Annotated in this window: 20 protein-coding genes and 1 tRNA gene; 12 read left to right on the top strand and 9 right to left on the bottom strand. The window is 64.5% G+C overall.

The genetic code is table 11. From position 1 onward, the window contains the following. Positions 1–203 precede the first annotated feature (203 nt). On the top strand, positions 204–1,181 hold the full coding sequence (locus tag AAFN55_RS09785) for an alpha/beta fold hydrolase (protein WP_347798657.1): 978 nt from the start codon (positions 204–206) through the stop codon (positions 1,179–1,181). Here AAFN55_RS09785 and AAFN55_RS09780 read toward each other — a convergent pair. From AAFN55_RS09780 to ilvA, 4 genes are all read right to left on the bottom strand, one after another. Next, on the bottom strand, positions 1,147–2,376 hold the full coding sequence (locus AAFN55_RS09780; RefSeq protein ID WP_347798656.1) for an MFS transporter: 1,230 nt from the start codon (positions 2,374–2,376) through the stop codon (positions 1,147–1,149). The genes AAFN55_RS09785 and AAFN55_RS09780 overlap by 35 nt on opposite strands. Positions 2,377–2,482: 106 nt before the next feature. Beyond that, positions 2,483–3,841, bottom strand: coding sequence for a DEAD/DEAH box helicase (locus tag AAFN55_RS09775; protein WP_347798655.1), 1,359 nt, complete (start codon positions 3,839–3,841; stop codon positions 2,483–2,485). A gap of 353 nt (positions 3,842–4,194) precedes the next feature. Further along, positions 4,195–4,743 carry a DUF1697 domain-containing protein gene (locus tag AAFN55_RS09770; RefSeq protein ID WP_347798654.1) on the bottom strand — a complete coding sequence of 183 codons (549 nt, stop codon included), beginning with the start codon at positions 4,741–4,743 and terminating at the stop codon, positions 4,195–4,197. Then, a complete protein-coding gene (ilvA, locus tag AAFN55_RS09765; RefSeq protein ID WP_347798653.1) occupies positions 4,740–5,996 on the bottom strand; it encodes a threonine ammonia-lyase IlvA in 1,257 nt (418 codons plus the stop codon). Before ilvA ends, AAFN55_RS09770 begins: the two co-directional genes overlap by 4 nt. Positions 5,997–6,147: 151 nt before the next feature. On the opposite strand from ilvA, the gene AAFN55_RS09760 reads away from it, so the two are divergent. From AAFN55_RS09760 to AAFN55_RS09740, 5 genes are all read left to right on the top strand, one after another. Further along, complete coding sequence (locus AAFN55_RS09760; RefSeq protein ID WP_347798652.1) at positions 6,148–7,605, top strand: TrkH family potassium uptake protein; 1,458 nt, start codon at positions 6,148–6,150, stop codon at positions 7,603–7,605. A 116-nt stretch (positions 7,606–7,721) separates the two neighbouring features. Next, complete coding sequence (locus AAFN55_RS09755) at positions 7,722–8,855, top strand: alpha/beta hydrolase (protein ID WP_347798651.1); 1,134 nt, start codon at positions 7,722–7,724, stop codon at positions 8,853–8,855. Between the two features lie 158 nt (positions 8,856–9,013). Beyond that, positions 9,014–10,507, top strand: a complete 1,494-nt coding sequence (locus AAFN55_RS09750; protein ID WP_347798650.1) for a CHASE3 domain-containing protein — start codon at positions 9,014–9,016, stop codon at positions 10,505–10,507. 26 nt (positions 10,508–10,533) lie between these two features. Continuing rightward, positions 10,534–10,947, top strand: a complete 414-nt coding sequence (locus AAFN55_RS09745) for a response regulator (RefSeq protein ID WP_347800230.1) — start codon at positions 10,534–10,536, stop codon at positions 10,945–10,947. A gap of 1 nt (position 10,948) precedes the next feature. Beyond that, positions 10,949–11,992, top strand: a complete 1,044-nt coding sequence (locus AAFN55_RS09740) for a histidine kinase dimerization/phosphoacceptor domain -containing protein (RefSeq protein WP_347798649.1) — start codon at positions 10,949–10,951, stop codon at positions 11,990–11,992. A 27-nt stretch (positions 11,993–12,019) separates the two neighbouring features. Here AAFN55_RS09740 and ade read toward each other — a convergent pair whose 3' ends face one another. From ade to AAFN55_RS09715, 5 genes are all read right to left on the bottom strand, one after another. Then, entirely contained in the window at positions 12,020–13,837 is a 1,818-nt protein-coding gene (gene ade, locus AAFN55_RS09735; protein ID WP_347798648.1) for an adenine deaminase, read from the bottom strand. Between the two features lie 111 nt (positions 13,838–13,948). Continuing rightward, a tRNA-Leu gene (locus AAFN55_RS09730) sits at positions 13,949–14,033 on the bottom strand. A 113-nt stretch (positions 14,034–14,146) separates the two neighbouring features. Beyond that, entirely contained in the window at positions 14,147–14,386 is a 240-nt protein-coding gene (locus AAFN55_RS09725) for a DUF982 domain-containing protein (protein WP_347798647.1), read from the bottom strand. Between the two features lie 98 nt (positions 14,387–14,484). Further along, a complete protein-coding gene (locus AAFN55_RS09720; protein ID WP_347798646.1) occupies positions 14,485–15,447 on the bottom strand; it encodes an alpha/beta fold hydrolase in 963 nt (320 codons plus the stop codon). A 66-nt stretch (positions 15,448–15,513) separates the two neighbouring features. Then, positions 15,514–16,554, bottom strand: a complete 1,041-nt coding sequence (locus AAFN55_RS09715; RefSeq protein WP_347798645.1) for a zinc-dependent alcohol dehydrogenase family protein — start codon at positions 16,552–16,554, stop codon at positions 15,514–15,516. A 163-nt stretch (positions 16,555–16,717) separates the two neighbouring features. Here AAFN55_RS09715 and AAFN55_RS09710 point away from each other — a divergent pair, with 163 nt between their 5' ends. The 6 genes from AAFN55_RS09710 (at position 16,718) to AAFN55_RS09685 (ending at position 25,908) form a co-directional block, all read left to right on the top strand. Next, on the top strand, positions 16,718–17,461 hold the full coding sequence (locus tag AAFN55_RS09710) for a competence/damage-inducible protein A (protein WP_347798644.1): 744 nt from the start codon (positions 16,718–16,720) through the stop codon (positions 17,459–17,461). Between the two features lie 75 nt (positions 17,462–17,536). Beyond that, the gene (locus AAFN55_RS09705; protein ID WP_347798643.1) at positions 17,537–18,376 is read left to right on the top strand and encodes a universal stress protein; all 840 of its coding nucleotides are present in this window, start codon (positions 17,537–17,539) and stop codon (positions 18,374–18,376) included. Positions 18,377–18,487: 111 nt separating this feature from the next. Next, a complete protein-coding gene (gene gpt, locus AAFN55_RS09700) occupies positions 18,488–18,985 on the top strand; it encodes a xanthine phosphoribosyltransferase (protein ID WP_347798642.1) in 498 nt (165 codons plus the stop codon). Positions 18,986–19,318: 333 nt separating this feature from the next. Further along, positions 19,319–19,810: an NUDIX hydrolase gene (locus AAFN55_RS09695; protein ID WP_347798641.1), complete on the top strand. Its 492-nt coding sequence runs from the start codon at positions 19,319–19,321 to the stop codon at positions 19,808–19,810. 99 nt (positions 19,811–19,909) lie between these two features. Then, positions 19,910–21,472, top strand: a complete 1,563-nt coding sequence (locus AAFN55_RS09690) for an inorganic phosphate transporter (protein WP_347798640.1) — start codon at positions 19,910–19,912, stop codon at positions 21,470–21,472. Between the two features lie 626 nt (positions 21,473–22,098). Next, complete coding sequence (locus tag AAFN55_RS09685) at positions 22,099–25,908, top strand: vitamin B12-dependent ribonucleotide reductase (protein ID WP_347798639.1); 3,810 nt, start codon at positions 22,099–22,101, stop codon at positions 25,906–25,908. Positions 25,909–26,114: the final 206 nt, after the last annotated feature.

Here is a 26,114-nt window from a genome sequence, read left to right as displayed (position 1 = left end):
CCGAAAGTGGAATCCGGTTTTGGGTTATTCCAATGCTCAAACAAAGAGATAGATCGCCACTCGTGCGTCCGTAAGGATGCACGGCGATCGAGCCCGCCGCGCGGTCCAAACCTGCTGGAAGGCTTGCGACGGCGCGGAGGTTTCGGCACTGTGCCGCCAGACTGGACCGGTCGGTGCCGGTTGCCAGCCCGCCGGAGAGACATGTGTTCCGTATCACCGCTATCCTCGTGACGCTCGCGCTTGCCGTGCTGCTCGCACTCTACCTGACAGGTCCGAGGGTGGACGCCGATACGACCGTCAGCTTCGACCCGACCGCCATCGGCCCTGACCCGCAGGCCTATATCGAGGCGGAGGAAGCCGATGTTCCCGGGCTGCGCCCCGACCTCGCGAAGGAAATCGTCTGGGCCTATCCGCAATCGCGCGCGAAGACCCCGCTCGCAATCGTCTATATCCACGGATTTTCGGCCTCAAAGGGCGAGCTTCGGCCGATGCCCGACAAGGTCGCGGCGGAGCTTGGCGCCAACCTTTTCTATACGCGCCTTGCCGGCCACGGCCGCGACGGTCCAGCGATGGCGGAGGCGACGGTCAACGCCTGGGTCAACGACTATGCCGAGGCCATCGCCATCGGCCGCGCGATCGGCGAAAAGGTGGTCGTCATCGCGACCTCGACCGGTGCCTCGCTCGCGACATGGGCGGCCACCGACCCCGAGCTTTCGCGCGATGTCATAGGCATGGTGCTGATATCGCCCAATTACGGCGTGCAGAACGCGGGCGCGTGGCTTCTGACGATGCCGTGGGGTGGCCAGATCGCCCATCTGGTCGCCGGCAGGGAGCGCGAATTTCAGCCGCGAAGCGAGGCGCATGGGCGCTACTGGACGACCCGCTATCCCACATCCGCGACCCTGCCGATGGCAGCGCTGACGGAATTGGCGCGGGCAGCACCCGTCGAGACGGTCGCGACCCCTGGCCTCTTCATCTTCTCCGATGCGGACAAGGTCGTTCAGCCGGAGCGGACACGCGCCATCGCCGAGCGCTGGGGGGCTGCGCACGAGACGATGATCGTGGAGGGTTCGGACGATCCCAACAACCACGTCATCGCCGGCGACGCGCTGTCGCCCTCCACCACGGCGCTGGTTGCCGGGCGGATCAGCGCGTGGATCGGCTCGCTTCAGCCGCGATAGCCTCGTCTACCTGCTCGGGCTTCGCGTCCCGCGCGAAGGAATAGATGACCAGGGAAAGCGCGAGCATCGCGGCGTAGAACCAGTACAGCGCCGCGTAGGCTGCGGCCGGGTCGCCCGGATCCGCACTCGCCGTCACCACGCCGCCGGTCGCGAACTGCATCAACCCCACGGTGCCGATCGAGAAGAAGTTGAGCAGCGTCATGCCCCGTCCGGTCAGGTGCGCCGGCAGGAACGCCCGGCCATGCGCCATGACGAGGCCGAAGCTCGAACCTGTCAGGCCGATCAGCATCAGGAGAATGGCGGCCGTGACGATGCCGGTGACGGGGTTGATCGCGATGAAGACGATGGTCACCAGAGCCAGGGCGTTTCCGACCATCGCAACCCATTTGCGGGTGCGGAAGACCGTGTCGAGCGGGCCGTAGATGAAGCTGCCCGCCACCATGGCAAGCGCCATGAACAGGGTCACCTGGCCGATCACAAGCGCGTCGGCGCCATAGACGTCGGCAAGGTAGGGGCCGGCCCAGAGGCCGCGAATGCCGGCTGCGGCTGCATAGTTGAGCCCGACGATCGGCAGGATCGGCCACAGCACCTTCAACTTGAGAAGTTCGACATAGCCGGCAAAGCCGTTGTCGCTGCTATGCTCGATCCGCGCCGGGTCGCGCACGAAGACCATGATCGCGGCTGCGGTCGCAAACGTGGCGACGGCGAGCCCCACGAGCACGGGCCGCCAGCCGAAGGCGTCCGCTGCCGTTGCCAGCGGCGACGCGCCGATGACGTTGCCCAGCGTGCCGAACCCGATCATCCATGAAATGAGAATCGCCAGCCGGGCCGGCGAATAGGTGCGCGCGAAGATGAAGACGGAAGCCATCAGCACCGGCGCGCAGCCGATGCCGATGAGCGCCATGGCCACGGTGACCATCCAGGGCGTTGTGGCTGATGCAAAGACAAGCGCGCCGCCGCCGCCGCATACCGCGAGCAGGACGGCTGCCGTTCGCTTCGGACCGTAACGGTCCAGCGAAACGCCGATGGCGAATTGGGAGAGTGCGAAGGTGATGAACCACGCGCCGGACGCGAAGGATAGCTCCGCCTTCGTCGCGCCGAGCTCGCTGATCAGCGATGGCGTCAGGACCGCAAGGAACGAGCGATAGAATTGCGACAGCACATAGGCGATCGCGAGTGCCGCCAAGCCGGCCATGAGCGTTTCCCGTCGTTTGTCTTTATTGGACGGCTCGAAGCAAGCCGACGGGAAACGCCTTAGTGGATCAGCAGGCCCGGCGCAATTGTGCCAGGCCCAACTTCAACTATGCCGCGCGTTCGGCGGGGCGACGTGCGCCCTGCGGCTTGCGCTTGCCGCGGAACGGCTTGTTGCCGGCCGGCTTGCCGGCGAAGCTGCGGTTGCCCGAGGGCTTGCCGCCAAAACGCTTCGGCTTGCGGTCCGAACGATCGTCGTTGGCCGCTTCCTGGCGTGGCGCATTCGGATCGCGCTTCTGCGGCGCCGGATCCGGCTGGTCCAGATGGCTGGCTGCAACCGGCAGCTTCATGCGGATGATGCGCTCGACCTGGCGCAGCTTGGCGTTCTCGCTCGGGTCGCACAGCGTGATGGCGATGCCGTCCGCGCCGTTGCGGCCGGTGCGGCCGATGCGGTGAACGTAGCTCTCCGCCTCGTCCGGCAGGTCGAAATTGACCACGTGGCTGATGCCCGGCACGTCGATGCCGCGTGCTGCGATATCGGTCGCGACGAGGATACGGACCTTGCCCTCGCGGAAGCCGTTCAGAGCGTTCTGGCGGGCGTTCTGCGACTTGTTGCCGTGGATGACGGCGGCCTTGAAGCCGTCGCGCTCGAGATCCTTGGTGACGCGGTCGGCGCCGTGCTTGGTGCGCGCGAAGATGAGCACGGAGCGCATCGCCTCGTCGGCCAGCATGTCGGACAGGATTTTGCGCTTCTGCTTGGTGCGCGCCATGACGATGCTCTGCACGATCTCGCCTGCGGTCGTGCCCTGCGGCGCGACTTCGACGCGCGCCGGATTCTTCAGGAGGCCTGCGGCAAGCTGCTCGATCTCATGCGGCATGGTGGCCGAGAACAGCGCCGTCTGGCGGTCCCTGTGGGTCGCCTTGGCGATGCGCTTCACGTCATGGATGAAGCCCATGTCGAGCATGCGGTCGGCTTCGTCGAGCACCAGGAACTTCGTGTCGACGAGGCTGATTTCGCCCTCGCGGACGAGGTCCGTCAGGCGGCCCGGCGTTGCGACGAGAATGTCGACGCCCTGCGCCATGCGCTTGACCTGCGAGAAGCGCGACACGCCACCGAGGACGAGCGCGGTCGATACGTGCAGCCCCTTGGAGAGGACGCGGATCGTCTCCTCGATCTGGACGGCCAGTTCGCGGGTCGGGGCCAGGATGAGCGCGCGGCAGGTGCGCGGAGCGCGCTTGGTGCCGAGGCCGACGATCTTGGCAAGGATCGGAAGGCTGAACGCAGCCGTCTTGCCGGAACCGGTCTGGGCGATGCCCAGAATGTCACGGCCCTGGAGCTGCGCGGGGATCGACTGAACCTGAATCGGCTTCGGCTCGGTAAAGCCCGCATTGTGCGTCGCCTTGAGCAGCACGCCGGTGATGCCGAGAGCCTCAAAACCCTCAAGGCTGGACGCGTCGACGGCTGGCATGGTGTTTTCGTTTGTCAAAACTATCTTCTTTCGTGCGTGCGCCGGCACATGCCGGGCCGCAAATGGGTCCACGGCAGGGCGCAACCTGTCGCTTGAATCTTTATGTGAACGACAAGGCGGCGAAGCATTCGCTTCGCTCGGCTGCGCTGTCGCGCCCCGCGCGCATCATACGGCGGGGCTGTTCGCCACCTTCGGCCAACGAGCCTCGAGGGGAAAACGTAGACGCAACCAGTCCTGTGCAAAAAGGAAGGCCGGTCGAACCGGCCCATGCGCCTTGTAAGCCGCATATGGGACAATTCGCGCAGAAAAGCAACCGGTCATTTGTGCAGCGCACAAAAGCGCGGATGTGCGGATCAATCTGCAGACGCTGCCGCCTCCGCCAGTTCCGCGAGCTTCAGCACTGTGTTCCAGTTGCGGGCGGTGTTCGGCACGCCGATGCTTTTGTCGAACCGTACGGCCAGTTTCGAGGTGCCGAAGCCGTTCGGCGTGTGGAGATAGGCGACGCGATCGACCACGGCGATCCGCTCGCCGCCGCTGGCGAGCGCTTGCAACGCGTCGAGCGCGCCCTTCGCGGGATCGCCGGCCAGAACCGCTGCATGAAGGAAGTTCGGCGTTTCGATCGCGTCGGGAAACGGGTTCTGCGCGATCAGCTTCGCCCATTCGTCACGGGAGCGCAGGTGGATGTCCTTGTCGAACCCGAACTCGGCGCGGCAAATATCCGCGATCGTCTCCGTGGCCTTGTCACGCGACAGGCTGCTCGAGACGATCGCGTTGCCGGAGTTGATGTAGGTCGCGACGTTGCCGAAACCGGCCTCGGTGAGTTTCGCGCGCAGAGGCGCGGTCGGCAGTTGCGTCTTGCCGCCGACGCCGCGAAACAGAACGATCCAGACCGTGTTTTTCATATGATCAGCCCCGCCAGCACTTCGTTGTCGGTGATGTCCTGATACGCCCAGCCCTCTTCGGCGAAGCGCTTGCGCAACACGTCGAAGTTCTTCGCGTCCTTGGTTTCGATGCCGATCAGCACCGAGCCGAAATTGCGCGCGGACTTCTTCAGATATTCGAAACGCGCGATGTCGTCATCGGGACCCATCAGGTCGAGAAAATCCCGCAATGCGCCGGGGCGCTGCGGGAAGCGGAAGACGAAGTATTTCTTCAGGCCTTCGAACCGAAGCGCCCTCTCCTTCACGTCCGGCAGGCGCTCGAAGTCGAAATTGCCGCCCGACACAACCAGCACGACCGCCCTGCCCTTCAACTCCTTGCGCGTCAGATCCTTCAGCGCGTCGATCGACAGCGCGCCGGCAGGCTCGAGCACGATGCCCTCGACGTTCAGCATCTCGATCATCGTCGCGCAAAGACGGTCTTCGGGGACGAGATGCACCTGGCTCTGGTCGAACTCCTTCAGCAGCCGGAAGTTCTCGCGGCCGATCTCGGCCACGGCGGCGCCGTCGACGAAATTGTCGACCCCGCCCAGCTTCGCGCGCTTTCCCGTCGTGAGGCTCTGCTTGAGGCTGGGCGCGCCGGCCGGCTCGCAGAACACGAACCGCGCATCGAGCGACGTCTCATGGAAATACCGCGTCACGCCCGCCGCCAGGCCGCCGCCGCCGACCGGCAGCACGACGATGTCCGGCGTCACGCCGTCGGGCATCTGCGCGGCGATCTCATGCGCCACCGTCGCCTGGCCCTCGATGATGTCCTTGTGATCGAAGGGCGGCACCATCAGCGCACCGGTCTCCTGCGCATAATCCTGCGCTGCGCGGTAGCACTCGTCGAAGAAGTCGCCGACAAGTTTGATCTCGACCGCGCCGCCGCCGAACATCCGCGTCTTGTCGATCTTCTGCTGCGGCGTCGTCACCGGCATGAAGACCATGCCCTTCCGGCCGAACTGGCGGCAGACGAACGCAAAACCCTGCGCATGATTGCCCGCCGAGGCGCAGACGAAGCTCTCGGGACCGTCCCCGGTGGCCAGCGCCTTGCGGAAGAAATTGGAAGCGCCGCGTATCTTGTAGGACCGGACGGGCGACAGGTCTTCCCGCTTGAGAAAGATGCGCGCGCCGGTCCTGCGCGACAGATAGTCATTCTCCTGAAGCGGCGTTTCGGGGAAGACCGCGCGCATCGCAGCGGCGGCACGCGCCACCTGGTGAGGAAATCCGCTCATCTGTTCGTCCCGTTCCAATGCCGCCGCGCAACGCCTTGGCATGTGCGGCGCTATTGCATATTCGGCGCGGTGAAGCCACTCTTCGCCGCAGCGGCAGGGTTGACCAAGAATCGACGAGCAGACCGCGCAAGGCAAACCGAGGCAGCCTCTCGTGCAGTATTCCGCCGTTCGTGCCGCAATTCACATTGCCGCGGTGTTTGCCATCTATCTCTCGCTTGCCATGCTGATCCCGGCTTTCGTGGATATCTACTACGGCAACGACGACTGGCAGGTGTTCGCGTTTTCCGCGATTTTCACGGGCGGACTGGCGCTTGCCGTGGCGATGGCGACGCAGGGTCGGCTCCCCGTGCCGTCGGCGCGGTTCGGGTTTCTCCTCGTCAACCTGCTCTGGCTGACGACGGCCATTGCCGGCGCCGTGCCGTTCATGTTGTCGTCGCTGTCGCTCAGCGTGACGGACGCATTTTTCGAGTCCGTGTCGGGCATTACGACGACCGGTTCAACCGTCATCTCAGGCCTCGACATGGCCCCGCCCGGCATCCTGATGTGGCGATCGCTCCTCACCTTCATGGGCGGCCTCGGCGTCATCGCGTTCGGGCTTTTCCTCCTGCCGCTCCTCAACATCGGCGGCGTGACCTATTTCAAGATCGAATCGTCCGACATCGAGGACCGCCCGTTCGAGCGTTTCGGCACGTTCACGATCAGCCTCTTCGCGGTCTACACCTCGCTCGTGGCGGTTTGCGCCATCTCCTACACCGCGGCGGGGATGAGCGGCTTCAACGCGGTCAACCACGCGATGGGAACGCTCGCCACGGGCGGCTTCTCGACCCACGACAGTTCGTTCCTGCAATATTCCGACCGGCCGGCCATCCTCTGGATCGGCTCCTTCTTCATGTTCATCGGCGCGCTGCCGTTCTCCATCATGATCCTGTTTGCGGTAAAGGGTCGCTTCGACGCGATCCGCGATCCGCAGATCAAGGTCTTTGCATGCTACTCGCTGGCTTTCGCTGTGACCGTGGCGATCTATCTGCGGGTGCGTGACGACGTGCCGTTCTTCGACGCACTCACCCACTCCGTCTTCAACTTCATGTCGATCATCACGACGACCGGTTTCGCCAGCGACGACTATACGCTGTGGGGACCGCTCGCGGTCGTCGGCATATTCGTCGCCACATTCCTCGGAGGCTGCTCCGGCTCCACGACGGGTGGCATCAAGGCCTATCGCTTCCTGATCCTGTTCGAACTGCTCAACAACGGCCTGCGGCGGCTAGTCTACCCCAACACGGTGCTCAGCGTGCGCTATGGCGACCGGGTGGTCGACGAAAGCGTGCAGCGCGCGGTGGTCCTCTTCATCGCCTCCTTCGTCGTCATCTGGCTGATCGGCGCGATCCTGCTGTCGGCGACCGGTCTCGACTTCGTCACCGCGACGACCGGCGCGCTGACGGCGCTGACCAATGTCGGCCCCGGCCTGGGTGACGTCATCGGTCCCGTCGGCAACTTCGCGTCGCTGAACGATGCGGCGAAATGGATCCTGTCGCTGCTGATGCTGATGGGGCGGCTCGAAATTCTCGCGGTCCTCGTCATCTTCACCCCAGTCTTCTGGAGTCGCTGACCGCCGCGCATTGTGAATGGACTGCCGCTCGGATAGTCAGTACCGACGTGATGCAACGCTTTGGGGAACATCCGTCCGTGTCGTCGCCTGGTCTTATGCCCTTCCGATTGATCTGCATGATCCTCCTCACGCTTGCCGTCGCGGGCTGCGGCGGCAATCAGTCCCACAGCCTGCTCGACGTCATGGCCGCGCAAAACGCCTCGCAAATCGCAGCCAGCCACTCCATCCTCGTCACCACGTCACGCGCGCCCGCCAGCGATCCCGCGGAAGTCTTCAGCGGCCAGCGTGGCGATGAACTCGGCTTTGCCCGCATCGAGGTCACCGTCCCGGCCATTCATACCACGGGCGCATTGGAGCAGCCGCGCGGCCGCGCCAGACGGGACGCGGCGAAGCATTTCGCTGCGTCTGAAGTCGGCGTCTTTCCGACCGAGGGCGATTTCGCCCAATCGCTGCGAAAACGGCTTGCGAGCACCAAAGGCCGCGCGCTCGTCTTCGTGCACGGCTATCGGACGTCGTTCGATCATGCCGTCTACCGCATGGCGCAGATCGTTCATGATTCCGGATATACCGGGACGCCGGTTCTCTTTACCTGGGCATCGACGGGCCGGACGGTCGACTACATCTACGACAACAACTCCGCCACCATCGGCCGCGACGGGCTTGAACAAACCCTCAAGCTCCTGCGCGCCAACGGCGCGACCCGCATCGACATCGTCGCGCATTCGATGGGCAACTGGGCGACGATGGAAGCGCTGCGTCAGATCGCCATCACCGACGAACGGGATATTGCCCGAAGCCTCGGCGATGTGGTGCTGGCTGCGCCCGATATCGACGTCGATGTCTTCAAAAGCCAGCTTCGGCGAATCGGAAAGCCCGAGCGGCCGTTCTTCGTCATGCTCTCGCGCGACGACCGGGCGCTGCAGGTGTCATCGATCATCGCGGGCAACCGCCCGCGCGTCGGCGACTTCGACAATGACGCGGAACTCGCCGAGCTCGGCGTCGTCGTGGTGAACGTTTCCGGCCTGTCGTCGGGCGACCGGCTCAACCATGCCAAGTTCGCCGACAACCCGATGCTGGTGCAATTGCTGGGCGACCGCCTCGACGAGGGCGACGAGTTCGGCACCGGCGAGGACATGGTCGCCGACCGCATAAACCGTCTCACCAAGGGCCTGGGCCAGACGGTCGGCACCGCCGCTGAAATCATCATCACGACACCGCTCGAGGTCATCAGCGTCGCCGTCGGCGGCTGATCCACGCCAAGCGCAAGCTCTTATGGGTGGATTTTCGGGGCATCGCGTCCGGTAAGTGCTTGCAATACGCTTTTTTCACAAGCTTCTATGTCTTTTTTTAATGGAGTCGGCTCCCTGTTTGAGCGAAGTACTGCCGAACCACCTGCAAGAGCGACTCCGTGCCGATAACAAGAGCCACTTTCGTCCGAACCAGTGCGATCCTGCTGATCGCGGGCCTCCTCGCATTGCTTGCCATCGTCGGCACGACGATCTGGCTTGTCGAGCGAACACAGGGCTATTTCGACGAGGTTCTGGAAGCGCGGCAAATTCGGGCCGCGACTGTCAATTTGAGGACGGGGCTCCAGGATGCCGAGACCGGTCAGCGCGGCTACCTCCTCACGCTCGAGGAAAATTACCTGGCGCCCTATGACGCAGCCGTCTCGGATATTCTCCCCAACTACGAGCGCCTCGCGCAGGCGCTCGCATCCAATCCGGCCGCACAGGAGCCGATGCGGCGGCTTCGCGAGGGGCTCGTCATCAAGATCGGGGAAATGGCCGAGACGATCCAGCTCGCTCGGGACGGGCGACGCGACGCCGCCCTCGCGATCGTGCAGACCGATCGCGGCAAGCGGATCATGGACGAATCCCGCGCCTTCTTCGACCAGACCATCGAAGCGGCCGACGAACGCGTCACCGCGGGGGGCGCAGCCCAGCGATCGAGCTCGAAAGCGCTCGAGTGGGTGAGCATTCTGGGCGGCCTCGCGATCGTCGTCGTCGGCGGCGGCTCCGTCTGGACGGCACTCGCCTATACACGCGAACTCGTCGAGGCGCGCACGGAAGTCGACACGCTCAATCTGGGGCTTGAAGAACGCGTCAAGGAACGCACCCAGGATCTTGTCCGGGCCAATGAAGAGGTCCAGCGCTTCGCCTATATCGTCACGCACGATCTGCGTGCGCCGCTGGTCAACATCATGGGTTTCACCGCCGAGCTCGACGAGACGATGAAGTCGATCCAGTCCTATGTTCTGGCCGATGGCGACACGCTCAGCGAGCAGGAAATCCAGGAAGCGCGCACCGCCGCATCCGAAGATCTCCCCGAGGCGATCGGCTTCATCCGCTCGTCGACCCGCAAGATGGACGGCCTGATCAACGCCATCCTGAAGATTTCGCGAGACGGACGTCGGCCGCTCAAGCCGGAGACGATCGATCTGAAGGCGCTGCTCGAGGCCAATCTGGCGACCGTCCAGCATCAGATCGCCGAGGCGGACGGCACCGCGACGCTTGATGTCAAAGTGCCGACGCTCGTCACGGACCGGATGTCGCTGGAGCAGATACTCGGCAATCTTATCGACAATGCCGTGAAATACCGTGCCAACCGCCCGCTCGAAATCAACGTGACGGCGCGGCGCGCGCCTGCCGGCCAGGTTCTCATCGACGTCTCGGACAATGGGCGCGGCATTGCCGCCAAGGACCACGAGCGGGTGTTCGACCTGTTCCGGCGCTCCGGCCAGCAGGACAAGCCCGGCGAAGGCATCGGCCTTGCCCATGTCCGCACGCTCGTGCGCGGACTTGGCGGCGACATCTCGCTGTCCTCCGAACATGGCGTCGGAACGACATTTTCCATTCTCCTGCCGATCGACGTCAGGACAGTGACAAGGAGTAAAGAGACGTGAGCAATGCAAAGCCGGTCACGATCATCATGGTCGAGGACGACGAGGGCCATGCGCGGCTGATCGAAAAGAACATCCGCCGCGCCGGTGTCAGCAACGAGATCATCCCCTTTACCGACGGAACCTCCGCGCTCGACTATCTGCTCGGGCCCGATGGCTCGGGCAATGTCAGCTCCGGCCGCCAGCTTCTGGTTCTGCTCGACCTGAACCTGCCGGACATGACCGGCGTGGACATCCTCGAGAAGGTGAAGGGCAACATGCACACCAAGCGCTCGCCCGTCGTCGTGCTGACCACGACCGACGACGAACGCGAGATCCAGCGCTGCTACGATCTCGGCGCGAACGTCTACATCACCAAGCCGGTGGACTACGAAGGCTTCGCGAACGCGATTCGCCAGCTCGGTCTGTTCTTCTCTGTCATGCAGGTCCCGGAGACTGAATAGAGTGCCGAACAGGACGTACAGGGTTCTGCATATTGACGACGATCCGGCGCTTGCCCGGCTCGTCGAGCGCGCGCTGACGCGCCGCGGCTACGCATACGAACATGCCGGCGACGCCCAATCCGGCATGGATCGCATCGCCATGGGCGGCGTCGACGTCGTAGTGCTCGACCATTTCCTGGATGCCGGAACCGGCATCGGCGTTCTGGCCGAGTTGCAGGCTGCCCCCTCGCCGCCGCCGGTCGTCTACGTCACCGGATCGCAGGAACCGACGGTCGCCGTCGAGGCGCTGAAGGCCGGTGCGGCGGACTACGTCCTCAAGACCGTCGGCGAGGACTTCATCGTCCTTCTGACCAGCGCCATCGAACAGTCGATCGAGAAGGCGCGGCTGGAGCGGCAAAAGGAACTCGCCGAGCAGGAAGTGCGCGCCGCGCGCGACCGCGCCGAAATCCTGCTCACCGAAGTCAACCATCGTGTCGCCAACAGCCTCGCGCTTGTCGCGGCGCTGGTGCGCATGCAGGCGTCTGCCGTTACGGACCCGAAGGCCAAGGACGCGCTCAACGAAACGCAGGCCCGCATCTCCGCGATCGCAGGCCTCCATCGCCGTCTCTACACCTCCGACGACGTGCGTTCGGTTTCGCTCGATTCCTATCTCTCCACGCTGGTGGAGGAACTCGACACGGCGATGAAGGCCGCTGGGCACCAATCCCGCGTGCGGCTCGACCTCGCGCCGCTGACGATCCCCACCGACCGGGCGATCTCGATCGGCATGATCGTCACCGAGCTCCTCACCAACGCCTACAAATACGCCTACCCGGACAATGCGGCCGGCGAGGTTCGGATCGTCATCCGCAAGGCATCCGAGAACCGTGCCACCTTGCTGGTCGAGGATGACGGCGTCGGCTGGGACGGCACCGGCAAGGCGAAGGGCACCGGCCTGGGCACGCGCATCGTGTCCGCGATGGCGAGCCAGCTCGGCACGACGATCTCCTATGGCGACGGTCGCGGCGGGACACGCATGTCGCTGGAGCTGACTCTGGACGGGTGAGCGGGGCGGCGACCCGCCCTCACCCTGTCACACGAACAGGTCGACCTTCTCGAATTTCGTCACGTCGATGATGCCCGCATCCGAGATGCGCAGTTCGGGGATCACGACGAGCGCCAGAAGCGAGTGCTGCATGTAGGCGTTGTTGAGCGTGCAGCCGACCTCGCGCATCGCCACCGTCAGCTTCGCAGCTTTCCCGGCGACGATCTCGGCGCGCTCGTCGGACATCAGGCCGGCGATCGGCATCTCGACCAGCGCCAGTTCCCTGCCCTCGGAGAACAGAACGACGCCGCCACCGACTTCGCCGAGGCGGTTGGCAGCCAGCGCCATGTCCTCCTTGTTGGTCCCGACGACGATCATGTGGTGCGAATCATGCGCGACCGTTGATGCGATGGCGCACTCCTTCGTGTAGCCGAAGCCCGAGACGAAGCCGTTGACCACGCCCCCCGTCCCGCGATGGCGCTCGACCAGCGCGATCTGGCAGACGTCACCGGCCCGATCCATCTCCACGAACCCGTCGCGCACGGCGAGATCGGCCTCGAGCGCCTTCGTTGGCGCCTGATTCTCGACCACGCCGATGACGCGCACCCGCACCTCGTTCGCGCCGGCGGGGGCTGCGACGTCGTAGTCCTGCGCCGACAGGGTCTTGCCGAGATGCACCGTGTTCTTCGCGGTGTCGGGATAGTCGTAGGCTGGGATGTCGATCTCCAGCCTGCCTTCGCTGGCGAGCCTGACGCCGCGTGCGTAAACGGCGTCGATCGCCAGCGCCGCGAGATCGGATACAATCAGGAAGTCGGCCAGCCTGCCCGGCGTGATCGAGCCGATGTCCCGCTCCAGCCTGAAATGCTGCGCGGTGTTGATCGTCGCCATCTGGATCGCGGTGACCGGCTTCAGCCCCTGCTCGATCGCATGACGCACGACGCGGTCCATATGCCCGTCATGAACGAGCGTGCCGGAATGGCTGTCGTCGGTGCAAAGAATGAAATTGCGCGAGTCGAGCCCGAGCTCCGTCATGGCCTTGATCTGCGTCGCAACGTCGTACCAGGCCGAGCCCAGCCGCAGCATCGCCTTCATGCCCTGCCGCACGCGCGCGACGGCGTCCTCCACGCAGGTGCCCTCGTGATCATCCTCCGGGCCGCCCGCGACATAGCCGTGGAACGGCAGCCCGAGATCGCGCGAGGCGTAGTGTCCGCCGACGGTCTTGCCGGCCTTCACGGTCGCCGCGATGCCCGCCACCATCGTCGGATCGTTGGCGGCGACGCCCGGAAAATTCATCACCTCGCCCAGCCCGATGATGTTCTCCCACGTCATCGCCTCGGCGATATCGGCCGGCGAAAGCTCCGCGCCGGCGTTCTCGAGTCCCGGCGCGGACGGCACGCAGGACGGCATCTGAACATGCACGTTGATCGGCATCGCCAGCGCCTCGTCATGCATCAGCCGCACCCCGGCCAGCCCCAGCACATTGGCTATTTCATGCGGGTCGATGAACATCGACGTCGTGCCGTGCGGGATGACCGCGCGCGAGAATTCCGTGACGGTGACCATGCCGCTCTCGACATGCATATGCGCATCGCACAGGCCGGGCACGAGATAGCGCCCGCCGGCGTCCACCACGGTCGTCGCCTCGCCGATCGCGTGGCTGGCGTCGGGGCCGCAATAGGCGAACCGGCCGGCCACGATGGCGATATCGGTGCCATCGATGATCTCGCCCGAATGGACGTTCACCCACCGCCCGTTGCGCACCACGAGATCCGCCTTCTTGCGCCCCGTCGCGACATCGACCAGCAGCGGCGCGACATCCGTCCAGGGCTTCGGCTTCGTGAAAGCGGGCGATCGTGTCTGCGGCATGCTTACTCTCCGGTTTGTCGCGACTGTGCCAAGCCCGCGCACGAAACGCCAGCATCCGAAGCGGCGATTACCGCAGTGGTGACATCGGACGATGCGGATCAGATCAGAAAATGGTGCGGGCGGCGGGGGTCGAACCCGCATGACCAAGGCCGAGGGATTTTAAGTCCCTTGCGTCTACCAGTTTCGCCACGCCCGCGGCTCCGTTCCCCTACCTGCGCGATTTGCTCGCTGCAAGGGTTTCACGGGCAAGCAGGCGCAAGGCCCACGATGCGGACTGTGGCGCGGCGTGCGAGACGGCGATGCGGGATTTTACGCGCGGACGCGTGATTCTTCCGCGGCCTGCAGGAAGATACGGCGCGCGACATGCGGCGACGTGCGGCCTTCGGCAGCAGACGCACAGGCGCGGTTTGCCGCATGATACCACTTGCCGCGAGCCTCCGGCCACTGGAGCTGCAACGCCTCGGATGCCTCCACGGCGGTTCGGATCGAGGTAACGCCCCCATTGCCGCGCAGGAGAACCGGTTCGTGGAATGTCGTGTTTATGGTCATGACGCCGCCTCACATCACAGAATGTTTCGTTGGTAACGAACCCGTTCCCATCCGGTTCCGCAAGTCTTTAAAAAAAATGGAACCAAATCGCGACACGCTCAACGGGCGAAGGCGCGCTCCGCGATCCGGCGGATAAAGGCGACGACGCGGGCGGTTTCCGCATATTGCGGCATGTGGCCGATCCCGTCGATGATTTCGAGGTCGAGCCCCTTCACCTTGCCCTCCATGGCAACACCGTTGGTCCGGTAATCCACGATCCGATCCTGCGTCCCGTAGAGAATGCCGACCGGCATATCGAGTTCGCCATAACGGGTCTCCTGCCGGGGCAGTTCGCGTTCAAGCGCGGTGAAATCCGTCGCCGTGGCGTAGAAATGCGAGGGTCTCAGACCCACCAGCGCGCCACCCGCCACCGCGTAGTCCGCCGGCGGCTTTTGCGGGCCGAACACATAGTCCAGCACCATCGGCGCGTTGCGGATCGAGATCGGCAGCGCAATCGTGTTGGCGATGATCCGGCGCTTGAGCGGTGAGCGGATCGCCAGAGCCGCAAAGGCCGACGATGGCTCGGATGTGTGCGTGAGCGGCGAAATCAGCGCCAGTCCCGCAACCTTGCGCGGATGATCGAGCGCTGTCGCCAGCGCCACCGCGCCACCCAGCGAGTGGCCGACCAGAAGCGGTTTCTCGAGGCCAAGAGCGTCGATCAGACGGGCGATAAAATCCGCCTGTTCGCGAAGTCCGCCGCTTCGCCCGTTTGCCCGGGTCGAATAGCCCGAGCCCGGCCGGTCGATCGCGATCAGGCGATAGCCGTCGCCGAACACCTCCATCAGCGGCCGGCGCAGGTGATGCAGCGTGCCGCCGAGCCCGTGGATCATCAGGATCGGCCGCCCCTCGCCGCGCTCGACATAGTGGATGCGCTCGCCATCGACCGTGATGAAAGCGCCGACGGGCGGCACCTTCTGCTCGGCATTCCGCGCAATCCGCCGCGTGACGTAGACGAAATAGAGCGCCACCAGCAGACATGCTGCAAGGGTCGCGACGACGACGCCGATAAGGGCTGAAAGCATGATCCGGACGTCCCCAAGCCTGATCCGCTTACCTTAGACGTGCAAACCCGTCTGGCAAGACGCGGATCAGAAGCGGTCGACCACCGTCACGCCGACACCCTTGAAGCTGTCCATCGACGTCAAAGCCTCCGGCGCCTCATCGAGCGCGATGCGGCGGCCGACGAGCAGGTCCGGCTTCAGCCTGCCCGCCTCGATCATCGCCAGCATCGGCTGATAGCGGAACGCCTGCATGCCGTGGCTGCCGAGGATTTCGAGTTCATTGGCGATCACCTTGGCCATCGGAACTCTGGGCGTGGCGTGATCGGCGAGCATCAGGCCCACCTGCACATGGCGGCCGCGCTTGCGCAGATTGGCGATGGAATTGAAGCACGTATCGGGATGTCCGAGCGCATCGAGTGAAAGATGCGCACCGCCCGACGTGATCTCGGCGACGGCCTCGACCACATTCGCCACGTTGCGCGAGTTGATGGTCGCAACCGCTCCCAGCGACCGCGCGAAGTCGAGCTTGTCGTCGGCGATGTCGATGGCGACGACATGCGCGCCGGCGGCCGCCGCGATCATGACCGCCGACAGCCCGACGCCGCCGCAGCCATGCACCGCGACCCATTCGCCGGCCTTCACCCGCCCTTGGTCGATCACGGCGCGAAACGACGTCACGAAGCGGCAGCCGAGGCTCGCCGCCGTCACATAGTCCATCGCCTCGGGCAGCCGCACGAGGTTGATGTCGGCATGGTCGATGCGCACCAGCTCGGCGAACGAGCCCCAATGGGTGAAGCCCGGCTGGAACTGGTGATCGCAGACCTGGTGATTGCCGGACGTGCATTCGAAACACGACCCGCATCCGGACACGAAGGGAACGGTCACGCGGTCGCCGACGCGCCAGTTGCGCACGTCGCGCCCGACCGCCGCGACTACGCCGGCCAGTTCGTGGCCGGGAACGTGCGGCAGCACGATATCGGGATCGTGTCCCATCCAGCCGTGCCAGTCGCTGCGGCACACACCCGTCGCCTTGACCGCGATGACCACGCCGTCCGGCTCCGGCGCGGGGTCGGGCAGCGTACTGATCTTCGGTGCTGCGCCAAAGGCTTCGTAGAGAACGGCTTTCATCTGGGCTCCAGGCGATGGGGGCTGAACGGCGAGCGCCGTGGTTAGCATGCGCGGACACGCCTGCAAAACCGCTGGCCCAAGCGATTTCGCTTCCGAGCCTGCCATTGCGGTGCTTTCGCCACGGCGCTATGCCTTTTCTCCGCAAAGAGCCAGGGAGCGCCGCATGGCCGATATCATCACCGCCGCCATGATCGTCATCGGAGACGAGATCCTGTCCGGGCGCACCAAGGACAAGAATATCGGCCACCTCGCCGACGTCATGACCGCGATCGGCATCGATCTCAAGGAAGTCCGCGTGGTCTCCGACCAGGAGGACGACATCGTCGCGGCGGTCAACGCGCTTCGCGCGCGCTACACCTATGTCTTCACCACCGGCGGCATCGGCCCGACCCATGACGACATCACGGCGGATTCGATATCGAAGGCCTTCGGCGTGCCGTGCGAATACGACGCCCGCGCCTATGCGATGATGGATGCACACTACCAGAAGCGCGAGATGGAGTTCACCGAGGCCCGCAAGCGCATGGCGCGCATGCCGCGCGGCGCCGAGCACATCGACAACCCGGTCTCGCTCGCGCCCGGTTTCAGGATCGGCAACGTCCATGTCATGGCCGGCGTGCCGGCAATCTTCCAGGCGATGCTCGACAATGTCGTACCGACCCTGTCGACCGGCCAGAAACTCATCTCCGCGACGATCCACTGCCCGTTCGGCGAAGGCGTCATCGGCGGACCGCTCGGCGACATCCAGAAGAAATATCCCGAGACGATCATCGGGTCGTATCCCAAATATCTCGATGGCACGTTCTGGACCGAACTCGTCGTCCGTGCCCGCAGCCAGGAGATGCTGGACGCCGCGGCTTCGGAGGTTCAGGCTATGGTGGACGCGCTCGGCTCGGAGCCTGCGTAAAGCGTCGTCGATGCCCGATGCGGGAACCACGGCAGGTGACTATATGTTGTTTGCAGACGTCCCATGGAGGCTGACATGACATACAAGACCCTACTCGCCGTGCTCCAGAACAAGTCGGATGTCGATCGCGTGCTGGATTGCGCCTTGCCGCTCGCGGCGCGCTTTTCCGCGCATCTGATCGGCGTGCATGCGGAGGCGATCCCCGTCCCCTATGTCACGCCGATGGGATTTCCCGACACCGATTTCCTGACGGCGAGCGTCGAAATCAACGACCGGCGCAGCGCCGAGATCGAGGCGGTGTTCCGGGAACGCGCCGCGCGCGAGGGCGCGTCCTACGAGTGGCAGGCGATGGAGAACGTCTCGGGCGACAGCGCCGTCAGCGCGCTGACGGCCGCACGCGCCGCCGACCTGATCATCGTCCAGCAGACGGACCCCGACGCCGATTCCGGCTCGATGGCGAATGTCGAGGCGCTGCTCTACGAGAGCGGAAGGCCGGTTCTGTTCGTGCCCTATGCGGTTTCGGTCAAGCCGGAGTTCAGAAAGGTGCTCGTCGCCTGGAACGGCACCCAGCAGGCCGCGCGCGCGACATTCGACGCGCTGCCCTTCATCGTCGCCGCGCAGGAGACCGAAATCCTGTCGCTCGACCGTCGCGACACCGGCCATGACGACGGTGCGATGGCGGGCGTCGATATCGCGGCGGCTTTGTCCCGCCACGGCGCGAAGGTCACCTTCGCCAGCGAAACCAGCGGCGATCTCAGCACCGGCGAGGCGATTGAGAACCACATTGCCGAAAGCGGCGCCGATCTTCTGGTGATGGGCGCCTACAGCCAGTCCTGGCTGAAGGAGTTCTTTTTCGGCGGCGCGACGCGAACGCTCCTGAAGTCGATGCCGACCGCGACCTTCATGGCGCGCTGACCCGGCGCTCGCGCGATGTGGATGGCCGCACCTGCGGCCTTGCCAATCGCGCCTGTTTGCCTGTAACTCCGGCTGCATTCCAACCACGCTTTGCGCAGCCGGAGTGCTTCCATGTCGCTTCCCGAAAAGGCCTTCCCGGTTTCCTGGGACCAGTTCCACCGCGACGCGCGCGCACTCGCCTGGCGGCTGTCGGGCATCCGGCCTGAATGGAAAGCCATCGTCTGCATCACGCGCGGCGGCCTCGTACCCGCCGCCGTCATCTCGCGCGAGCTCGGCGTGCGCCTGATCGAAACGGTGTGCGTGGCCTCCTATCACGACTATACGTCGCAGGGTGAACTCCAGGTCCTGAAGGAAATCACCCCGACGCTGCTCGAAAACGAGGGCGAAGGCGTCTTGATCGTCGACGACCTCACCGACACCGGCAAGACCGCGGCGATCGTGCGGGCGATGATGCCGAAGGCGCATTTCGCCGCCATCTACGCCAAGCCGAAGGGCCGTCCGATGATCGACACCTTCGTCACCGAGGTCAGCCAAGACACGTGGATCTATTTCCCCTGGGACATGGGCTTCACCTACCAGAAGCCGATCGCCGAAGACGGTCGCGGATAGTCCGAGGCATCGACGACGTCCTGCCTCTCCTGCCGCGCAAGCCGGCACGCCGCAAGCGGGCTGATTCGGTCTCTTTCCGGGTCGAAATGGCGATCCGCCGGGTATTCGTGATCGCCTGACGATGTTTCGGGAGCGGCGATACGCCGGTCCCACGCGCCTGTGCACGTTCGATTCGGCGCCTCAAGCTTGCGCGAGACTTTCGCTCACTTGCACTTTGCCCGCGAATAACCCACTTTTAGACGTGTTTACGCTTTTTTTGCTTTATAAACACATCATTACCCGCAATATTTGTGAGGCGGCAAACGAAACTGTCCTCCAACCGATCGCCAACCCATGATAGTGAGCTACACCACCCGAAATCACCTCCTCGACCGGATACGTCGCATGTTCGGCGGAATGCCTTGCCGCGTGCAGGTCGCAGCGCTTCCGTGGCGCAAGACGGCGGATGGGTTCGAGGTGATGCTGGTGACGAGCCGTGGCACCGGACGCTGGGTTCTGCCGAAGGGCTGGCCCGAGAAGCGCGAGACCCCTTACGAGGCCGCCGCGCGCGAAGCGGCCGAGGAAGCCGGCATCGACGGTGCGATCTCGAAGCAGGAAGTCGGCCGCTTCTATTATGGCAAGCAACTCCCTTCAGGCATGGAGTGGCGCTGCGAGGTCCATGTCTATCCGATGGAAGTCGATCGCATCGCCGACAAATGGCCCGAGCGCAAGAAGCGCAAGCGCCGCTGGTTCGCGCCGCAGGATGCCGCACGTCTCGTCGAGGAACCCGATCTGCGCGAGCTGATCGCCGGTTTCGGCGTTAATCCACGGAAATATGCCGCCTGAGAGCGGCGATGAAGCCCTTTCGCTTGTGATCCGCCCGAGCGTTTCCTAGTCGTCTGTCCGACCGCCTTTCCCGGCGCCGCATCGAATGGCAGGATTTCCATGGCCGACACGACCGCCGAAGCCCGCAAGAACACGCTCGACAAGGACCTCGACAAGCTCGTCCATGTCGAGGAGGCGACGAGCTTCGTCGCGCGCAGCCTCGTCGGTCCTGGCCTCGCACTTCTGTTCCTGGCGCTTTCGGCCATCGTCGCCTCGTTCTTCGCCATCGGTGAGCCGCGCGCCGTGATCATCGTCGCGGCCGCCGCTGTCGGCGGCTATATGGCGCTCAACATCGGCGCGAACGACGTCGCCAACAATGTCGGTCCCGCCGTCGGCGCGAAGGCGCTGACGATGGGCGGGGCGCTGGCGATTGCGGCCGTGTTCGAAAGTGCCGGCGCGTTGATCGCCGGCGGCGACGTCATCACGACGATTTCGAGCGGCATCGTCGCGCCGTCAGCGGTAGCCACCCCCGACGCCTTCATCCGGCTCATGCTGGCCGCTTTGGTCTCATCGGCGCTGTGGGTGCATCTCGCCACCTGGATCGGAGCGCCGGTATCCACCACGCATGCGGTGGTGGGCGGCGTTGTCGGGTCGGGTGTCGCCGCTGCCGGCCTCGGTGCGATCAACTGGTCCATGATGAGCGGCATTGCCGCGAGCTGGGTCATTTCGCCATTGCTGGGCGGTATCGCGGCGGCGGTCTGCCTCGCCTTCATCAAGGCCGCGATCATCTATCAGGACGACAAGATCGCCGCCGCGCGGCGCTGGGTGCCGCTGCTCGTCGCGGTGATGGCGGGTTCCTTCGCGGTCTATCTCGCCACCAAGGGCTTGAGGCGCGTCATCCATCTCTCGGACCTGCATCTGACGATTCTCGGCGTCGGCAGCTTCCTGCTCGTCTGGGGAATCGCCAGGGTCGGCGTCCGGCGGCAGTCGGAACATCTGGAAAACCGCAACCAGTCGCTGCGCACGCTGTTCCATCTCCCCCTGATCTGCTCGGCCGCCCTCCTCTCCTTCGCGCATGGCGCAAATGACGTCGCCAACGCGGTCGGCCCGCTCGCCGCGATCGTCCATGCGGCATCCGGCGACGGCCTCTCCGCGACCGTGACGATCCCGCTCTGGGTGATGGTGATCGGCGCGTTCGGCATCTCGATCGGCCTTGTCCTGTTCGGACCGAAACTCATTCGCATGGTCGGCGAGCAGATCACCAAGCTCAACCCGATGCGCGCCTTCTGCGTCGCGCTGTCTGCGGCCGTCACGGTCATCGTCGCATCCTGGTTCGGCCTGCCGGTCAGTTCGACTCACATCGCGGTCGGTGCCGTTTTCGGCGTCGGCTTCTTCCGTGAATGGTACACCGCCAATTCGCCGCGTCGCCGCGCCTATCTGGAGCGCAAGGCCGAGCGGCGGCGTGCGGAGCGGGCATCGCAGGCAACCGTCGAAGACGACGAGGACAAGGAGACCGGCGATCTTCAGACCGATGGGCCGCCCATCTCTCGCGAGGAGATCGCGCGGCGCAAGCTGGTGCGGCGCGCCCACGTCACGACGATCGTCACCGCATGGGTGACGACCGTGCCCGCCTCGGCGCTTCTGTCCGCCGGCGTCTTCCTGCTTCTGGACGCGCTTGCCTGAGCAGCGCGAAGCGCAACGCCTGACGCGGCAACGGGTGTGGAAAGCACAAATGCTGGTTTGGTTTCTCCCCGATATCCACATTCCTTCACACAAGATGTTGGGGTCATAAAAGTTACAGAAACGATCCCTTGACGACTCCGTGCGAGTCGCCTTTTATGGGCCATGCGTCCTTGTTGAGGACGCGGCAGGCAAGTTTGTAGCCCAGCCGTTTTTTCCAGATTTGCTTTCGTTTCAGGGGTCTGACCGCCGGTCACCGCGGTCGGGAGCGGTGCGTTCTGCGCCGTTCGAACAGGTGTCCGTGGACGCGGTGGAAGGCTTGGCGAAATCTTTTGTTAACGCTATATTTAGTGTTTGCGCCCACAGTCACCACTAGATAATGTGACGGAATGGTGACGGGGAGTCGCCATCGAGAATCACAACAAGGCGTCAGATAGAGGGTCCGCCGAGGGCGATTCAGGGCACGAACGGCTCCAGACAGCCGCGCGAAGCCGGTTTGCGTCCGAGGTGGGAAAGCGTCGTCACGGGTGGGTGGCGGCAATTGGCGGACTGGTGTCAGGAGGCTTTGCGGAACGCCGTGCGTTCCCGGCCATCAGGCACTATATTTAGATATCCAAGGGACAAAGAAGATGCGCATCGATCGTCGTTTCACCAAGCCGGGCCAGTCGGCCTACGCAGAGGTAGAGTTCCGTAAGGCCACGAGCGAGATCAAGAACCCTGACGGTTCGGTGGTCTTCCGCCTCGCGGATATCGACGTTCCCGCGCAGTTCAGCCAGGTCGCCGCCGATATCCTCGCGCAGAAATATTTCCGCAAGGCAGGCGTCCCCGCCCGCCTCAAGAAGGTCGAGGAAAACGACGTTCCGTCCTTCCTGTGGCGCTCCGTGGCCGATGAGGCCGAACTCGCCAAGCTGCCCGAAGCTGAGCGCTACACGTCCGAGATCGATGCGCGTCAGGTCTTCGACCGTCTTGCCGGCACCTGGACCTATTGGGGCTGGAAGGGCAAGTATTTCGCGTCCGAGGACGATGCGCTGACCTTCAAGGACGAGCTGTCCTACATGCTCGCCACGCAGCGCGTCGCGCCGAACTCCCCGCAATGGTTCAACACCGGCCTGCATTGGGCCTACGGCATCGACGGCCCCGGCCAGGGCCACCACTATGTCGATCCCTTCACCGGCAAGCTCACCAAGTCCAAGTCGGCCTACGAGCATCCGCAGCCGCATGCCTGCTTCATCCAGGGCGTGCAGGACGACCTCGTCAACGAGGGCGGCATCATGGATTTGTGGGTGCGCGAGGCGCGCCTGTTCAAATACGGTTCGGGCACCGGCTCGAACTTCTCCTTCCTGCGCGGCGAAGGCGAGAAGCTGTCGGGCGGCGGGCGTTCGTCCGGCCTGATGTCCTTCCTCAAGATCGGCGACCGCGCGGCCGGCGCGATCAAGTCCGGCGGCACGACGCGCCGCGCGGCCAAGATGGTCGTGGTCGACGCCGACCACCCCGACATCGAGGCCTATATCGACTGGAAGGTGAACGAGGAGCAGAAGGTCGCTTCGCTCGTCACCGGCTCCAAGATTGTCAAGCAGCACCTCGCCGCGATCATGAAGGCCTGCGTCAATTGCGACGGCGACAATGACGATTGCTTCGACCCGCTGAAGAACCCGGCGCTGAAGCGCGAGATCAAGGCCGCCAAGAAGAACTCGGTGCCGGAGAACTACGTCAAGCGCGTCATCCAGTTCGCCAAGCAGGGCTACACGCAGCTCGACTTCAAGACCTACGACACCGATTGGGATTCGGAGGCCTACCTCACGGTTTCGGGCCAGAACTCCAACAACTCCGTCTCGCTCAAGGACGACTTCCTGCGCGCCGTCGAGACCGATGGCGACTGGAACCTGACCGCCCGCAAGGACGGCAAGGTGATGAAGACGCTCAAGGCCCGCGAGCTGTGGGAAAAGATCGGCTACGCCGCCTGGGCGTCGGCCGATCCGGGGCTGCACTTCAACACGACGATGAACGACTGGCACACCTCGCCGGCGGCAGGCCCGATCCGCGCCTCCAACCCGTGCTCGGAATACATGTTCCTCGACGACACGGCCTGCAACCTCGCCTCGATCAACCTCCTGCCCTACCGCAATGCGGATGGCACGATCGACATCGCGGCCTACGAGCACACCGTGCGCCTGTGGACCATCGTGCTCGAAATCTCGGTCATGATGGCGCAGTTCCCGTCGAAGGAGATCGCGCGGCTCTCCTACGAGTACCGCACGCTCGGCCTCGGCTACGCCAATATCGGCGGCCTCTTGATGACCTCCGGCATCCCCTACGATTCCGATCAGGGTCGTGGCATCGGCGCCGCACTCACCGCGATCATGACGGGCGTCGCCTATGCGACATCGGCCGAGATGGCGGGCGAGCTCGGCGCCTTCGCCGATTATGACCGCAACGCCAACCACATGCTGCGCGTGATGCGCAACCATCGCCGCGCCGCCTATGGCGAGCGCGACGGCTACGAGAAGCTGGCGGTCAACCCGGTTCCGCTCGAGCCTGACCACATTTCGCAGAAGGACCTCGTGACGCACGCCCGTGCGGCCTGGGATCGCGCGATCGAACTCGGCGAGGAGCATGGCTATCGTAATGCGCAGGCGACCGTCATCGCGCCGACCGGCACGATCGGCCTCGTCATGGATTGCGACACCACCGGCATCGAGCCCGACTTCGCGCTGGTGAAGTTCAAGAAGCTCGCCGGCGGCGGCTACTTCAAGATCATCAACCGCGCCGTGCCGGAAGCGCTGCGCACGCTCGGCTATGGCGAGGCGCAGATCGCCGAGATCGAGGCCTATGCGGTCGGCCACGGCAACATCAACCAGGCGCCGGGCGTCAACCCCTCGACACTGAAGGCCAAGGGCTTCACCGACGAGAAGATCGCCGCGATCAACGCCGCGACGGCTGCCGCCTTCGACATCAAGTTCGTCTTCAACAAGTGGACGCTCGGCGAGGATTTCTGCCGCGACGTGCTCGGCTTCACCGACGAGCAGCTCAACGACTTCTCCTTCGAGGTCCTGCCGGCGCTCGGTTTCTCGAAGAAGGACATCGAAGCCGCCAACATCCACGTCTGCGGCGCGATGACGCTGGAGGGCGCACCGTTCCTCAAGGACGAGCACCTGCCCGTCTTCGACTGCGCCAATCCGTGCGGCAAGATCGGCAAGCGGTATCTCTCGGTCGAGAGCCACATCCGCATGATGGCGGCTGCCCAGCCCTTCATCTCGGGCGCGATCTCGAAGACGATCAACATGCCCAACGAGGCGACCGTCGACGACTGCAAGGAAGCCTACATGCTGTCGTGGAAGCTGGCGCTGAAGGCCAACGCGCTCTACCGCGATGGCTCGAAGCTCTCCCAGCCGCTCAACGCTTCGCTCATCGCCGATGACGAGGAGGACGAGGACGACGTCATGGAAGCGCTGATCGCGGCACCTGCTGCGGCGCGCGCTGCCATCGTCACCGAAAAGATCGTCGAGCGCGTCATCGAGCGCCTCTACCGCGAGCAGGAGAAGCTCCCGTCGCGCCGCAAGGGCTACACCCAGAAGGCGAAGATCGGCGGCAACACCATCTTCCTGCGCACCGGCGAATATGATGACGGCCGCCTCGGCGAGATCTTCATCGACATGAACAAGGAGGGCGCGACGCTGCGCGGCCTTCTCAACAATTTCGCCATCGCGATCTCGCTCGGCCTGCAATACGGCGTGCCGCTGGAGGAATACGTCCACGCCTTCACCTTCACCAAGTTCGAGCCGGCCGGCATGGTGCAGGGCAACGACGCGATCAAGAGCGCGACGTCGATCCTGGACTACATCTTCCGCGAGCTCGCCGTGTCCTATCTCGGCCGCAACGATCTGGCCCATGTCGACACGTCGGACTTCTCCAACACGCAGCTCGGGCGCGGCATCACCGAAGGCAAGACGACCGCCTTCTCCAAGGGCCTGACGCGTGGCGCCTCGCCGCTCAAGGTGGTCTCGGCCACAGAGCCCAAGGGCATGGGCGGCCAGACCCTCGCCCCTGCTCGCGCCGCGCCGACCGCGACGTCGAACTCCAACATCCGGGCGATCTCGGCCGGCGCGACCGTCACCGCGCTCAAGCAGACCGTCTCGGAACTGCGCGAGGAGGCCACCGCCTTCAAGCGCGACTATGAGGAACGCGCGAAGGAGTTCGAGGACGAGGTGGCTCTCGAAGAGGAGATGACGCAAACGCAGTCGTCGGCCTCCGCCCTCTTCACCGACGCCGCCGCGAAAGAAGCCTCCGCCGCCAAGGCACTCGCCGCCGAACGCCGCCAGCAATCGATGATGCAGGGCTATACGGGCAATTCCTGCTCGGAATGCCAGAACTTCACCATGGTGAGAAACGGCACCTGCGAGAAATGCGACACCTGCGGCGCGACCAGCGGATGTAGCTGATCGCTCGGCAGCAGAAGCCTGACGCGTCACGCTATCTCGCTCTACGTCATGATAGATGGCTCGTCCGACACACGAAGTTGGCTCACCCTCCCAGCTTAGGTCGGAAACCCAACAATTTCGGGCGCTGCGGCGCCCGAAATTGCGAAGGGACGAAACAGCGACTGGTCTAGGATGAAAACGGCGATGACACGAAGACCGGCGGACAT

Source organism: Mesorhizobium sp. CAU 1732 (assembly GCF_039888675.1).
In the GTDB taxonomy this organism is placed as follows: domain Bacteria; phylum Pseudomonadota; class Alphaproteobacteria; order Rhizobiales; family Rhizobiaceae; genus Aerobium.
This window is presented reverse-complemented; position numbering and strand designations above follow the sequence as displayed.